Origin of the sequence: Pseudomonas sp. NPDC077186, assembly GCF_044543505.1 — a bacterium.
Lineage (GTDB): Bacteria > Pseudomonadota > Gammaproteobacteria > Pseudomonadales > Pseudomonadaceae > Aquipseudomonas.
In genome coordinates, this window is the sequence record NZ_JBITWE010000004.1 from 566,065 (window position 1) to 579,647 (window position 13,583).

12 protein-coding genes are annotated in these 13,583 nt (G+C 67.6%); all 12 read right to left on the minus strand.

Annotated features, from left to right (window positions below):
* Positions 1-2 precede the first annotated feature (2 nt).
* The gene (locus tag ACIGKL_RS18160; RefSeq protein ID WP_397487858.1) at positions 3-1,013 is read right to left on the minus strand and encodes a YeiH family protein; all 1,011 of its coding nucleotides are present in this window, start codon (positions 1,011-1,013) and stop codon (positions 3-5) included.
* Positions 1,010-1,336, minus strand: coding sequence for a Rieske (2Fe-2S) protein (locus ACIGKL_RS18165; RefSeq protein WP_397487859.1), 327 nt, complete (start codon positions 1,334-1,336; stop codon positions 1,010-1,012). Before ACIGKL_RS18165 ends, ACIGKL_RS18160 begins: the two co-directional genes overlap by 4 nt.
* Positions 1,333-1,992, minus strand: coding sequence for a DsbA family oxidoreductase (locus ACIGKL_RS18170; RefSeq protein WP_397487860.1), 660 nt, complete (start codon positions 1,990-1,992; stop codon positions 1,333-1,335). The genes ACIGKL_RS18165 and ACIGKL_RS18170 overlap by 4 nt, the downstream gene beginning before the upstream one ends.
* Complete coding sequence (locus tag ACIGKL_RS18175; RefSeq protein WP_397487861.1) at positions 1,989-3,317, minus strand: MFS transporter; 1,329 nt, start codon at positions 3,315-3,317, stop codon at positions 1,989-1,991. Before ACIGKL_RS18175 ends, ACIGKL_RS18170 begins: the two co-directional genes overlap by 4 nt.
* Positions 3,318-3,591: 274 nt before the next feature.
* The gene (locus tag ACIGKL_RS18180) at positions 3,592-4,644 is read right to left on the minus strand and encodes a 3-keto-5-aminohexanoate cleavage protein (RefSeq protein ID WP_397487862.1); all 1,053 of its coding nucleotides are present in this window, start codon (positions 4,642-4,644) and stop codon (positions 3,592-3,594) included.
* Between the two features lie 67 nt (positions 4,645-4,711).
* Complete coding sequence (locus ACIGKL_RS18185; protein WP_397487863.1) at positions 4,712-5,560, minus strand: TauD/TfdA dioxygenase family protein; 849 nt, start codon at positions 5,558-5,560, stop codon at positions 4,712-4,714.
* Between the two features lie 11 nt (positions 5,561-5,571).
* Positions 5,572-6,564, minus strand: coding sequence for a quinone oxidoreductase family protein (locus tag ACIGKL_RS18190; RefSeq protein WP_397487864.1), 993 nt, complete (start codon positions 6,562-6,564; stop codon positions 5,572-5,574).
* A 172-nt stretch (positions 6,565-6,736) separates the two neighbouring features.
* Entirely contained in the window at positions 6,737-7,639 is a 903-nt protein-coding gene (locus ACIGKL_RS18195) for a DUF2950 domain-containing protein (RefSeq protein WP_397487865.1), read from the minus strand.
* Between the two features lie 14 nt (positions 7,640-7,653).
* A complete protein-coding gene (locus ACIGKL_RS18200; protein WP_397487866.1) occupies positions 7,654-8,970 on the minus strand; it encodes a DUF3300 domain-containing protein in 1,317 nt (438 codons plus the stop codon).
* A gap of 141 nt (positions 8,971-9,111) precedes the next feature.
* Positions 9,112-9,927, minus strand: coding sequence for a polyphosphate kinase 2 (gene ppk2 / locus ACIGKL_RS18205; protein ID WP_397487867.1), 816 nt, complete (start codon positions 9,925-9,927; stop codon positions 9,112-9,114).
* Positions 9,928-10,063: 136 nt separating this feature from the next.
* A complete protein-coding gene (locus tag ACIGKL_RS18210) occupies positions 10,064-11,713 on the minus strand; it encodes a fatty acid--CoA ligase (protein ID WP_397487868.1) in 1,650 nt (549 codons plus the stop codon).
* A 433-nt stretch (positions 11,714-12,146) separates the two neighbouring features.
* Positions 12,147-13,583, minus strand: a 1,437-nt coding sequence (locus ACIGKL_RS18215) for an acyl-CoA dehydrogenase C-terminal domain-containing protein (protein ID WP_397487869.1), incomplete at its 5' end; no start/stop codon positions are given.

The following is a 13,583-nucleotide window of genomic DNA, read 5'->3' on the forward strand; positions in this document are numbered from 1 at the left end:
CATCACCAGCCCCAGTGCAACAGCACCAGGACCAGCGCGGCGAGGAAGGCGGTTTCGCCGATCATCAGCAGGATCGGCTTGATGCCCACGGTGGCCAGCTCCTTGAGCTGGGTCTTCATGCCCAGGGCGGCGATGGACACCACCAGGCACCAGCGCGACAGCTCGTTGATGCCGCCCTGCACCAGGCTCGGCACCACGCCTGTGCTGTTGATGCAGGCCAGGATCAGGAAGCCGACGGCGAACCAGGGCAGCAGCGGCGGGCGCTGGCCGCCGGTCTCGGCGCCCTGCATGCGGGTGATCATGGCGGCCACCACGATGACCGGCAGCAGCATGGCCACGCGCATCAGCTTGACCACGGTGGCGGTGTCGCCGGTCTCCGCCGACATGCTGTAGCCGGCGCCGACCACCTGGGCCACGTCGTGGATGGTGGCGCCGAGGAACACCCCGGCGAGCTCCGGCGACAGCGCGAACCAGTTGGCGATCATCGGGTAGAGGATCATCGCCAGGGTCGACAGCGCCGACACGCCGATCACGGTGAACAGGGTGGCGCGCTCCTTCTGCGGGTGGTTGGGCAGCGCGGCGGCCAGCGCCAGCGCCGCCGAAGCGCCGCAGATGGCGGTGGCGCCGCCGGTGAGCATGCCGAACAGGCGCTGGAAGCCCAGCGCCTTGGCCGCCAGCACCGACAGCGAGATGGTCAACAGCACCAGCACCACCACCAGCGCCAGCGGCTTCCAGCCGAGGCCGACGATCTGCTCCAGGGTGATGCGCATGCCCAACAGGCACACGCCCAGGCGCAGCACGGTACGCGCGGTGAACTCGATGCCGGCCTTGCACTTGCCCTCGCTGGCGAGGAAGTTCAGCGACAGCCCCAGCAGCAGGGCGAACAGCATCACCGGCGCGCCGTAATGCTCGGAGAGGAAGGTGGCGGCAGCGGCGGCCACCAGGCTGACGAAGATGCCCGGCGCCAGTTCGCGCACGCGGTCGTTGAGCTGGACCAGGGTAATGGCGGTCATGGGGCCGACTCCTGCGGCGGAATGAGGATGTGCAGTTGCTCGCCGTCCACCTCTACCGGGTAGGTGGACACTTTCAGCTGGGTGGAATTGAGCAGGTAGCCGCTGGCCAGGTCGAAGCGCAGGCCATGGGCGCCGCACTGGATCACCCGCCCCTGCAGCTTGCCGCCGCACAGCGAGGCGCCCTGGTGCGGGCAGCTGTCGCCGATGGCGTAGAACTGCCCCTCGACGTTGAACAGCGCCAGGCTGTAGCCCTCGCCTTCGAGCAGCAGGCGCGCCCCGGGGGCGGCCACCTGCGCCAGGGCGACGCTGATACGCCGGCTCATGCCCGGCGCTCCTCGGGCTCGCCCAGGGCCCGGCGCATGGCCAGCAGCAGGGCGTTGGCCGACTGCGCCCCGGATACTTCCAGGCGCTTGTTGAAGATGAAATGAGGCACGCCCTGGGCCGCACTCGCTCCCGCCGCGAAGTACGGCTGACCGTTGCCGCGCAGTACCGGCGCCAGTTGGGCGGTGTCGAAGCCGCAGGCCTCGGCGATGGCCAGCAGGGTGGCGCCATCGCCGAGGTTCTCGCCATGCTGGAAATAGGCGGCAAACAGGCGTTCCAGCAGGGCATCGCGCTGGGCCGGCTGGCCCAGCGCGGCGGCGCAGGCCAGCAGACGATGGGCGTCGGCGCTATTGGGCATCTGCGCGATGCGGCTCAGGTCGAGATCCAGCCCGGCGAGGTTGGCGGCGCGCTGCACCTGGGCCTGGCGCAGGCTCACCGCCTCGGCACTGCCCAGGCGTTCCAGGTAGAAGGCGGCAAAGGGCACGCCCTCGGCCGGCAGGTGCGGCAACAGTTGCACGCCATGCCAGTGCTGCTCTACCCGCACACCGGGCCGCTCGTGCTGCAGCTGCAGCAGGGCCCTTTCCAGCTGACGCTTGCCGATCAGGCACCAGGGACAGATAAAGTCGAAGAACACCTCGACCTGCAATACGGCGCTCATGCCTGGGCCTCCACCGCCGCCTCGACGGCCTTCTCCTCGACGCCCTCGCCTTTCAGTCGCGCCATGTCGGCCAGGTAGCTGCGCCCCGCCAGGAGGAACACCGCGGCGGCGGCGATGCTCACCAGCGGCACCAGCTGGAAGGCATTGTCCAGGCCGATCAGATCGGAGACCTTGCCGGTCAGCAGCGGGCCGGTGGCCAGGCCGAGCAGGTTGTTGGCCAGGGTCAGGGTGGCGAACGCGGTGCCGTGCACCTTGTAGTGGGTCAGGTTGGCGACCATGGCGCCGGCCGGGCCCGAGGTGCCGGCGGCGATCACCATGCCCAGGCCGATCAGCGCCAGCTGGGCGGTGCCGAACGGCAGGGCGAAGGCCAGCGACAGCAGCAGGCAGCTGCCCAGGCAGTAGGCCATGCACAGGCTGATCTTGCGCTCCGGGCCGTGGCGGCTCATGCGGTCGCTGAGCATGCCGCAGAGAATCATGCCGACGCCGCTGCACAGCACGATGATGGCGGCCACGGCGCCGGCCTTGTCGGTGCTCATGCCGTAGAAGCGGTTGAGGTAGCTGGGCATCCACACGATCACGGTGCCGCCGACGAACAGCTGCAGGCCGCTGGCGACATAGGCGCAAAGTACCGAACGGCTGGAATACAGGGTGCGCAGCGGCCGGCCGACCTTTAGTGCCGCCGCGCCGGCTGCCTTGGCCACACGCTGCGGGGCGATGCGCGACTCGCGCACCACGATCGGATAGAGCAGCGCCAGCGCCAGGCCGAAGAACGCCATGCCGGCGAACGCCCAGCGCCAGCCGAAGTGCTGCGCCATCACGCCGCCCAGGGCCATGCCCAGCACCGAGCCGAACATGCCGCCGGAGATGAAGGCGCCGGACAGGGTGGCGCGCATCTCGCGGGGAAACACCGAGACCACCACGGCGATGCCGACGCTGCCGTAGGCGGCCTCGCCGACGCCGACCAAGAAGCGCGCGACGAACATCTGCTGGTAGTTCTCGGCCACCGCGCAGCCCAGGGTCGCCAGGCTCCAGACCACCGCCATCAGGGTCAGGCTCTTGATCCGGCCGAAGCGGTCGGCCAGCAGCGACAGCGGGAAGGTCAGCAGACCGACCATCAGCGCGACTATGCCGCTGAGCAGGCCCAGCTGGGTGTCGGAGAGCGCCCACTCCGCCTTGAGGCTGGGGAACACGGCGTTGAGCACCTGCCGCGACATGTAGTCGGAGATCAGCAGGCCGAAGGTCAGGGCGAAGACGATCCAGGCATAGCGGCGCGCTATCCCCTGGGAGGTGTCCTCGATGTCGTCGGCGATATGATGCGCAGCCATGCTGCCTCCTCGAACTGTCGTTATTGTTTTAGGGTGAAAGCCTTTGGGAAAAAGCTCCTCAGCCACCTCTTGTGGAGGCGGAGGGCCGGCGTTGCGTCCGCCAACGTGGCGACGGACGCGACTACCGACCGGGCAAGAGCTTTATCGCAAAAGCCTCGGCATCAGCCGAACACGCCAGCCAGCTGGCTGGCGTGTTCGCTACGGGTGCTGGCGGCGAGCCGCCATCGCCCTCCCCCCCTGGACCTGACCAAGACAGGGGGACTGACTCGGTCGATCAACCGCGTTGCGGCACGCCCTTCTGGCCGGCCTTGCGGTTCGGCGCCATGCCGTTGGCCAGCAGGGTCTGCTCGACGGTCTCGTACTGCACGCCGATGCGGTAGATCTCGCGCGCCTCCTTGCCGCTGGCGATCTCGCGGCCCAGCTCGTGGGCCACGCGCACGGTCTGCTGGATCTGCTGCACCGAGGTGAAGCGCTTGCCGTGCTGGTCGACTATGGTGTCCTCGATGCCGCAGCGCGGGTGCAGGCCCATGGCCAGGGCCATGGCGTTGAACGGCAGGACGTTCTTCAGCAGCGACTCGGCGGTGAGGGTGCAGCCGTCCGGCGCGCGGTGGATGAAGTTGAAGAAGTTGAACGGGTTGGGGCCGTCGAAGCCGCCGCCGATGCCGATCCAGGTGAGGTTCAGCGGGCCCATGTACAGGCCCTTGCGCACCATGCGCTCGAGGGTTTCCAGGGCATGCATGCCGGTCAGCTGGAAGTGCGGCTGGATGCCGTTGGCGGTCAGGCGCTTGAGGTGCTCGGCGACCCAGGCCGGGCCGGCCGGCACGGTCATCTCGCTGTAGGCGGCCTGGAACGCCGGGTTGGCCAGGGAGGTGCCCTCCAGGTACTCCGGATAGAGCAGCTCCATGATGTTCATCTGGGTGGTGTTGATCGCCACGGTGACCTGATCGGGCTTGGGCGTCAGTTCGGCGAGCATGTGGCGGGTGTCGTCGCTCAACCACTTGGCCGCCTCGCCCTCGCCTTCCGGGGCGAAGGAGATCGAACCACCGACCTGGATGATCATGTCCGGCACGGCTGCGCGCACACCGGCAATCAGCTCGTTGAACTTGGACAGGCGCTTGGAGCCGCTGCCGTCCAGCTCGCGCACGTGCAGGTGGAGCACGGTGGCGCCGGCCTCATAGCAGTCGACCGCCTTCTGGATCTGCTCGTCCATGGTCACCGGGATGTCTTCCGGGAAGTCCGCCGGCATCCACTCGGGGCCGTAGGGGGCGACGGTGATCACCACCTTTTCCATGTTTTCCGGGTGCAGCGAATCGTCGAAGAATTGCATGGGATCCTCGCTTGGTCTTGTCAAAGTAGCCCGCCCCGCAACGGTAGGGACGGAACGGGCGAAAGGGTTAGTAGGTCTTGTCGCCGATGATCCCGGCCCGCTCCATCTTGCGATGGCAGGGCGGGTAGTCCATGACCGCGTAGTGCTGGGTACTGCGGTTGTCCCAGATCGCCACGCTGTCCGGCTGCCAGCGCCAGCGCACCTGGTACTCGGGGATGTACGCCTGGCTGATCAGGTAGCGCAGCAGGTCGCTGGCGCCGGGGTTGGCGTCCTGGCCGAAACGCACCCGATCCGGGGTGTGGTAGTTGCTGAAGTGGGTGGTGAAGGCATTGACGAACAGCACCTTCTCGCCGGTTTCCGGATGGGTGCGCACCACCGGGTGCTCGGCATCCGGGTACTGCGCCTTGAGCGCCAGACGCTTGTCGATCGGCATCGCCGCGCCGAAGCTGGCCTCGATGCTGTGGCGCGCGCGCAGGCCCTCGAGCCTGGCTTTGACGTCGTCCGGCAGATTGGCGTAGGCCACCACCATATTGGCCCACATGGTGTCGCCGCCCACCGGCGGGCACTCGATGCAGCGCAGCACGCAACCCAGCGGCGGCGCCTCGCGCCAGGTGGCGTCGGTGTGCCAGGCGTTCTCGTAGCGGTCCATCGGCTGGTCCGGGCGCTTGTAGATCTGCACCAGGCCCGGGTGCTCCGGGTCGCTGCCGGCCACCGGGTGGTCTTCCAGCTCGCCGAAACGGCGGGCGAAGGCCACGTGCTCGGCGCGGCTGAACGCCTGCTTGCGCAGGAACAGCACGCGGTGCTTGAGCAGCTGCTGGCGGATCTCGGCGAACAGGCCGTCGTCGTGGATGGCGTCGGCCAGATTGACGCCGATCAGTTCGGCGCCGATGTTGTAGGTCAGTTGTTCGACTTGCATGGCGGGCCTCCTCAGATGACGAAGATCGACGAGCCGGTGGTCTTGCGCGACTCCAGGTCGCGGTGCGCCTGCACCGCGTCCTGCAGGGCGTAGTGCTGGTTGATCTCGATCTTGATCCGGCCGCTGCCGACGTGATCGAACAGCTCGCCGGCCAGCGCCGCCTTCTCCGCCGGGTCGGCGATGTAGTCGGCCAGGGCCGGACGGGTCATGTACAGCGAGCCCTTCATCGCCAGCAGCTGCGGGTTGAAGCCTTCGATCGGCCCGGAGGCGGTGCCGACGCAGACCAGCAGGCCGCGGCGCTTGAGCGAGTCGAGCGAGCCCATGAAGGTGTTCTTGCCGACGCTGTCGAACACCACGTTGACGCCGACGCCATCGGTCAGCTCGCGCACGCGCTTGGCGACATCCTCATGGCTGTAGTTGATGCAGTGGTCGCAGCCGTGGGCGCGCGCCACTTCGGCCTTGGCCTCGCTGGACACGGTGCCGATCACGGTCAGGCCGAGCAGCTTGGCCCACTGCGAGACGATCAGGCCGACGCCGCCGGCGGCGGCGTGCAGGAGGATGCTGTCGCCGGCCTTGAAGTCATGGATGCGGCGCATCAGGTAGGCCGAGGTCAGGCCGCGCATGGTCATGGCCGCGGCGGTCTCGAAGGCGATGGTGTCGGGCAGCTTGATCAGCGGCGCGGCCAGGATCAGACGCTCGGTGGAGTAGGCGCCGAGGGTGTTGAGGAAGCCGGTGTAGGTGACGCGATCGCCGACCGCCACGTTGCTCACGCCCTCGCCCACCGCCTGCACCACGCCGGCCGCCTCCACGCCCATGCCCGCCCCTACGCCAGAGGGCAGCGGGATCGGGTAGGTACCGTTGCGGAAGTAGGTGTCGGCGTAGTTCAGGCCAACGGCCACATGGCGCAGGCGAACCTCGCCTGGGCCGGGTTCGCCGACTTCGACGTCCTCATAACGAAGGACTTCGGGAGCACCGGTTTCGTAGAAGCGTACGGCTTTGGCCATGCCTGATTTCTCCAATCATCGATCTTGACGAACTTCGTCGAGTTGCGTTGATTGGACTTTAGGGCGAGGGCCTGGCGGGTGCTTCTCATCGGACGACAGGCGCTTTTCATTTAATGACAGAGCACCGCCCATTGGCCTGGCTCGTGGCCGCAGTGCCACGTGGCCTCGCCTGTCATTGCGCAGCGGCCTGTTGCTCGTCCTCGACTGCGTGCCAGCTGCTATCGGGATCGAAGCGGCTCATGGCCAGGGCCTGCTTGCCACCCTCGGGCCCCAGGTCCTTTTCGAACACCTGGCCCTCGTGGCTGATCATGAAGCTCATCACCCCGCTGTCGCCGTACTCGCTGGGCCAGGCGATCAGGGCGAAGCCGCGGCTCATGTTGTCTCCCAGCAGGTAGTCGTAGGCGCCGCCCGGCGCCGAAGGCCCCTGGGCGGAGAGGATGCGGTAGCGATAGCCCTGCCAGTCGCCGTCCGGCAGTTCGTCGCCGAACAGCGGCCCCAATGGGCTTTGCTCGCGGCCGGGCTGCTCGACCCAGTACAGGCCGTCGTGCTGGCCGTCGCGGCTGACGAACCGCTGTGCGTACTCCAGTACGCCGTCGCCGTCGCGGTCGACCTCGGCGTAGTCCATCTGCGCATCGTGGTAGGCGCGCACCGCCTGCAGGGTGGCCAGCTCGTTGCGGCCGATGCGCCGCACGCGGATGGTCTCGCCGCCGGCCTGGGTATCGAAGCGCCAGCCCGAGGCGTCGCGCATCAGCGGCAGGGGAAACTCCCAGGCCTCCTGGCCCACGGCCAACACCGCCTGCTCGGCGGCGGTCGAACGAATCTCGTGATGTTCCCGGTACAGGGCGAGGAAGGCGTCGACATCCTCGCGCTCGATGCCTTCGAGCGGAATGTAGCTGCGCCACTCGTCGCCGAGCAGGGCCGCCATGCGCTCGGCGTCGGCGCGCTGGTTGCCCAGGGCGAGGATCAGCGCCTCCACCGCAGCATCGGGGCTGGGAAAGCTCTGCTGCGCTTGCAGGCCCTGCAACGGCAGCGCCAGCAGCACCAGCAGGAAGACGCGAAGAACGGCGTTGGTCATGGCTGGACTCCCTGTCAGCGCCGCCGGGCGCCGCCGCGAGACGCGGAAATGGCGGGACGACTGACGGCGTGCCCGGCGGCGCGCGCCGCCTGCGGACGGCTGGCGGCGGCGCGGCTGAGCTGGCCGCGTTCGCTGTAGCTGCGCGCCTGGCTGGGCGCGCGGGCGCCGGCGAAGGCATTGTTGCGCGCGCCCTGGCCCGCGGAATACTGCTGGCGGGCCTGCTGCCGGGTCTGCGCATTGCTGCGCAGCTGATCGCTCTGGCGCACAGGCTGACTGCGCAGGTCGCGGTCGGCCGTCTGCGCCCGTTCGCGGGCCTGGCGGTTGCTGCTGGCCGGGCTGTCGAAACCGCGTTGTTCCAGGCTCTGCCGGGCGCGCTCGCGCTCTGCACTGCGCGCCGGGTCGCGGCCGCGCAGCTGCTGGCGCTGCTCGCTGCCGCTGAGGCGCTGGCCGTACTGCTCGCGGCTGGCGCGGTCGCGGTAGGGCACGCCGTCACGGTTGAGCGCGTTGTGCTGCCAGGTATTGTCGCCGGCGTTGATCTGGCGGTTGCGGTTGATGTTGTTGTAGCGGTTGACGTCGATGTCGATATCGCCGTGCCCCCAGTCGCAGTCGCCCCACAGCGAGTCGATGATCGCCACCCCGGCGGCGAAGGCCAGCCCGGTGGCCAGCGCGCTGCCGAAGTAGTAACCCGGCGGTGGCGGGTAGTACGCCGGCGGATAGCTGGGATAGGGCCAGGTGCCGTAGACCACGCTGGGGTTGTAGCTCGGCACGTAGACCACCTGCGGGTCGGCCGACTCGATGATGATGGTCTGCTGGCTGCTGACCGGTTGCGACGTCGAACTACTCGCGGCGGGCTGCACGCTGACCTGCTGCTGCTCGTTGCTTTCCAGGTTGCCGGCCGCCTGAGCCTGGCGGCGCAGACGTTGCACTGAGTCCATCACCGCATCGGGCTGGGCCAGGAAGGCATCGCCGACGCGCTGCACCCAGGCCGGGTCCTGGCCCAGGGTGACCAGCACCGCCGGGAAGGCGACCAGCGACTGCACGCTGGGGTCCCAGGGCTGCTCGGCGACCTGGCGCACGGCGTCGTCGCCGCTGGCGTTCGGATTGGCCTTGGACCAGGCCACCGCGTCGGCGACATCGCCGGGATAGGTGGCCGCCATCAGCACCTGGGCCAGCAGGGCATCGGGATAGAGCGCCAGCGGCGCCAGCATCTGGTCGAGCTGCTCGGTGCCGAACACCTGCTCCGCGGTCGCCGCCGCCGGCTCCTCGGCCGCCAGTAGCGGCGGCCCGGCGAGGCCGCCGAGGGCCAGCAGGAGAGGCAGTATCTGCAACATGGCGCATCCCCTTGCACGCAGGCGCGTGCGCTGGCGACGGAGTTCAGCAAGCATAGGCCGGCGTTAGGCATTTGCCATGGCGTGGCGTCCATCCGCCGCGCCTGATTCGTCGCGGCCTGGACAACCGCCTACATCGCCACCTCAGAAACGCTCCTCGACCATGCGGAAGGGGTAGTGCTCGCCCTTGTAGCGGCCGATCCTGCCGCGCTTGGGCAGTTCGATCTTCTGCTCGCGGGTGATGTCCTGGTAGGGCACCTGTTTGAGCAGATGGCTGATGATGTTCAGTCGCACCCGCCGCTTGTCCTCGGAACGGGCCATGTACCAGGGAGCCCAGGAGGTATCCGAGGCGGCGAACATCTCGTCGCGGGCGCGGGTGTAGTCGTCCCAGCGGCTGAAGGACTTGAGATCCATCGGCGACAGCTTCCAGATCTTGCGCCCATCGTTGATGCGCTCCTTCAGGCGTCGCTGCTGCTCCTCGGCACTCACCTCCAGCCAATACTTGATCAGGATGATGCCGGACTCGACCATCATCTTCTCGAACAACGGCACCACGCTGAGGAACTTGTGCGCCTGCTCCTCGCTACAGAAACCCATCACCCGCTCGACGCCGGCGCGGTTGTACCAGCTGCGATCGAAGATCACCACCTCGCCCGCGGCCGGCAGGTGCTGCAGGTAGCGCTGGGCATACATCTGGCTCTTTTCCCGCTCGGTCGGCGCCGGCAAGGCCACCACGCGAAACACCCTTGGACTGACCCGCTCGGTGATGGCCTTGATGGTGCCACCCTTGCCGGCGCCGTCGCGCCCCTCGAAGACGATGCAGACCTTCAGGCCCTTGGCGACCACCCACTGCTGCAACTTGACCAGCTCCACGTGCAGGGCCTTGAGCTCCTGCTCGTAGTCCTTGCGGCGCAGTGGTTCGCTGGCAGGCGTTTGCTCCTTGTCCTTCTTCTTGCCCATGATTCGAGACCTCGTCGGTGCGGTGGGGTATGCGGCGCTGAACGACCGATGCCACCCGTGATGGGTGGCATCCTGAATCAGGCTAGCAGCCTTGCTGCCGCTTGCACGGCCGCCACCCAGGCACGCCCGGCGAGGCTCAGTTCGCAGCCAGTTCCTGCTCGCGGATCAGCTTCTTGTTGATCTTGCCGACGCTGGTCTTGGGGATATCGGCGACGAAACGGATCTGCCGCGGTATCGCCCACTTGTTGATCTGCCCGCTGTCGACGAACTGCTGCAGGTGCGCCTCGATGGCCCGCTGGTCGAGCGTCTGGCCCGGGGCGCAGACCACCAGGGCCAGCGGCCGCTCGCCCCACTGCGCGTCGGGGATGCCGACCACGGCCACCGAGGCCACCGCCGCGTGCTGGCTGATCAGGTTCTCCAGGTCCAGCGAGCTGATCCACTCGCCGCCGGTCTTGATCACGTCCTTGATGCGGTCCTTGATCTCCACCACGCCACGGGCGTCGATCGAGGCCATGTCGCCGGTGTGCAGCCAGCCGCCCTCCCAGAGTTCGGCGCCCTTCTCCGGCTCGTGCAGGTAGCCCTGGGTCAGCCAGGGCGCGCGCACCACGATCTCGCCCAGGGCCACTCCATCATGGGCCACGTCCTGGCCATTGGCGTCGACGATGCGCAGGTCGACCAGGGGGATCGGCACGCCGGTCTTGATCCGCTCGGGAATCTGTTCGTCCATCGGCAGGGCCAGGTCTTCGCCGCGCAGGTGGGTCAGGGTCAGCAGCGGGCAGGTCTCGGACATGCCGTAGCCGCAGTGCACGCGCATGCCCCGTTCGCTGGCCTGGCGGGCCAGACCGAGGGTCAGGGCACTGCCGCCGAGCAGCATCTTCCAGCCGGCGAAGTCGGTGCGCTTGCCTTCCTCGCACTCCAGCATCATCTGCAGGATGGTCGGCACGCAGTGGGAGAAGCTCACCCCCTCCTCGCGGAACAGGCGCACCAGGCTGTTCGGCTCGTAGCGCCCCGGATACACCTGCTTGAGGCCCATGGCCGTGGCCACGTAGGGCACGCCCCAGGCATGCACATGGAACATCGGGGTGATCGGCATGTACACGTCGCTCGAGCGCAGCAGCGGCTGGCCGTCCCAACCGGCGAAGGTGCCCAGCTCGTTCATGGTGTGCAGCACCAGTTGGCGGTGGCTGAAGTACACGCCCTTGGGGTTGCCGGTGGTGCCGGTGGTGTAGAACAGAGTGGCCACCGAATGCTCGTCGAAATCGGGAAAGTCGAACTGGCTGGCGGCGCCGGCCAGCAGGGCCTCGTACTCGCCCAGGGTCGGCAGGTCGGTCTGCCTGGCGCTGCCGTCGCCCAGCTGCACATAGCCCCTGACGGTCTTCAGCTCGCCGTGCACCTGCTCCATCAGCGGCAGGAAGTCGTCATGCACCAGGACGATATCGTCCTCGGCATGGTTCATGGTGTAGACGACCTGCTCGGGGGACAGGCGGATATTCACCGTATGCAGCACCGCGCCGAGCATCGGCACGGCGAAGAAGCACTCCAGCGAGCGATGACTGTCCCAGTCCAGCAGGGCCACGGTGTCGCCGGCCTTGACCCCGGCGGCCGTCAGGGCGCTGGCCAGGCGCTGGATGCGCTCGTTCAAGGTGCGATAGCTGTAGCGCAGCTTGTCGGAATAGACGATCTCCTGGTCCGGCTGATAGCGCACGCCGGACAGCAGAAGGCGCTTGATCAGCAACTGGTAGTCGTAGGCACCCGGTGCCGGCGCAATTTTTTTTGTCGTCGCCATGATTGTTTTCCCAACGTGACCATTCTGAAAGTTTGCATCGCTGCAGGCGGGGGGCAGCGACTTATGGGCTGTCGTGCACGCGGCGGCGCCCCCTCTCGGGCCTACAGTAGAGAGCCCCGCCCGCTACCGCTTCGCCTACCGCGTCATGCGCTTTACATTTGCTGACAGCGCTGCTCGCCAGCGGACATGCTCAGTCCGTAGGGTGCGCCGCGCGCACCGGGTGCCAGAATGCAAAAGCCCCGGCACTGGGGCCGGGGCTTGCGGGCGTTGCTCGAGCGTAGAACCTGTGCACGATCTCGCGAGCTAGAGCACTACAAGGCAAAAACAGGCGAGGAACGGTCGGAGTCGCGGGCGACTGTACTTTTGTACATGAGCATTCCGAGCCTGTTTTAAACGCAGTAGGGCCGACGCGCAGCAGATCGTGGATAGGTTCTTAGAACTGCGCGGCGTCGAGCAGGTACAGGCTCTCGCTACCGGCCTTGACCGATGCACTCAGCGAGTGGATACGCGGCAGCAGGCGGGCGAAGTAGAAGCGCGCGGTGCCCAGCTTGCTGGCGTAGAAGTCGTCCTGGCTCTCCTTGCCCAGGGCGGCCCGTGCCATCAACGCCCACATATAGGCGTAGGCGGTGTAGCCGAACACCTGCAGGTACTCCACCGAGGCGGCGCCGATCTCGTTGGGGTTGCCCTTGGCGCGGTCCAGCACCCAGGCAGTCAGCTCGTCCAGGTTGGCCACCGCCGCGGCCAACGGCTGGGTGAACTCGGCCAGCGAAGCATCGGCGGAAGCGACGAAGGCTTTGATCTCGTCGGCCAGGTGCCGGTAGAAGCTGCCGCCACTGCCGACGATCTTGCGCCCCATCAGGTCCAGCGACTGGATGCCGTTGGTGCCTTCGTAGATCTGGGTGATGCGGCAGTCGCGGATCAGCTGCTCCTGGCCCCACTCGCGGATAAAGCCGTGGCCGCCGAAGATCTGCTGGCCGTGCACCGTGGTTTCCAGGCCCATATCGGTAAGGAAGGCTTTCGCGACCGGCGTCAGCAGCGCCACCAGCTCCTCGGCGCGCTTGGCCACGGCGGCGTCTTCGCTGTACTTGGCGGTATCCAGCTGCATGGCCACGTAGCTGGAGAAGGCGCGACCGCCCTCGTTCAGCGCCTTCATGGTCAGCAGCATGCGACGCACGTCGGGGTGCACGATGATCGGGTCGGCGGCTTTGTCCTGGGCCACGGGGCCGGTCGGGGCGCGGCTCTGGATACGCTCGCGGGCGTATTCCACGGCGCTCTGGTAGCTGCGCTCGCCCAGGGCCAGGCCCTGGATGCCAACGCCCAGGCGCTCGTAGTTCATCATGGTGAACATCGCCGCCAGGCCCTTGTTCACTTCGCCGACCAGGTAACCGGTGGCGCCGTCGAAGTTCATCACGCAGGTGGCCGAGGCCTTGATGCCCATCTTGTGTTCGATCGAACCGCAGGAAACGGCGTTCTTCGCGCCCAGCGAACCGTCGGCATTGACCATGACTTTCGGCACGATAAACAGCGAGATGCCCTTGGGCCCGGCCGGCGCATCCGGCAGCTTGGCCAGCACCAGGTGGATGATGTTCTCGGTGAGGTCGTGCTCGCCGCCGGTGATAAAGATCTTGGTGCCGCTGACCTTGTAGCTGCCGTCGGCCTGAGGCTCGGCCTTGGTGCGGATGATGCCGAGGTCGGTGCCGGCGTGCGGCTCGGTCAGGCACATGGAACCGGCCCAGACGCCGGCATACATGTTCGGCAGGTACTGCGCCTTCAGTTCTTCGCTGGCGTGGTTGAGGATCGACAGGCAGGCGCCGGCGGTGAGCATCGGGTAGAGGCCGAAGGACAGGTTGGCCGAGTTGACCATCTCCTC

Excerpts from the sequence above, each read along its gene's own strand:
- ACIGKL_RS18180 (WP_397487862.1), bottom strand. The coding sequence starts at position 4,644 with ATGCAATTCTTCGACGATTCGCTGCACCCGGAAAACATGGAAAAGGTG.
- ACIGKL_RS18210 (WP_397487868.1), bottom strand. The coding sequence starts at position 11,713 with ATGGCGACGACAAAAAAAATTGCGCCGGCACCGGGTGCCTACGACTAC.
- ACIGKL_RS18170 (WP_397487860.1), bottom strand. The coding sequence starts at position 1,992 with ATGAGCGCCGTATTGCAGGTCGAGGTGTTCTTCGACTTTATCTGTCCC.
- ACIGKL_RS18190 (WP_397487864.1), bottom strand. The coding sequence starts at position 6,564 with ATGGCCAAAGCCGTACGCTTCTACGAAACCGGTGCTCCCGAAGTCCTT.
- ACIGKL_RS18160 (WP_397487858.1), bottom strand. The coding sequence starts at position 1,013 with ATGACCGCCATTACCCTGGTCCAGCTCAACGACCGCGTGCGCGAACTG.
- ACIGKL_RS18185 (WP_397487863.1), bottom strand. The coding sequence starts at position 5,560 with ATGCAAGTCGAACAACTGACCTACAACATCGGCGCCGAACTGATCGGC.
- ACIGKL_RS18195 (WP_397487865.1), bottom strand. The coding sequence starts at position 7,639 with ATGACCAACGCCGTTCTTCGCGTCTTCCTGCTGGTGCTGCTGGCGCTG.
- ACIGKL_RS18200 (WP_397487866.1), bottom strand. The coding sequence starts at position 8,970 with ATGTTGCAGATACTGCCTCTCCTGCTGGCCCTCGGCGGCCTCGCCGGG.
- ACIGKL_RS18175 (WP_397487861.1), bottom strand. The coding sequence starts at position 3,317 with ATGGCTGCGCATCATATCGCCGACGACATCGAGGACACCTCCCAGGGG.
- ppk2 (WP_397487867.1), bottom strand. The coding sequence starts at position 9,927 with ATGGGCAAGAAGAAGGACAAGGAGCAAACGCCTGCCAGCGAACCACTG.
- ACIGKL_RS18165 (WP_397487859.1), bottom strand. The coding sequence starts at position 1,336 with ATGAGCCGGCGTATCAGCGTCGCCCTGGCGCAGGTGGCCGCCCCCGGG.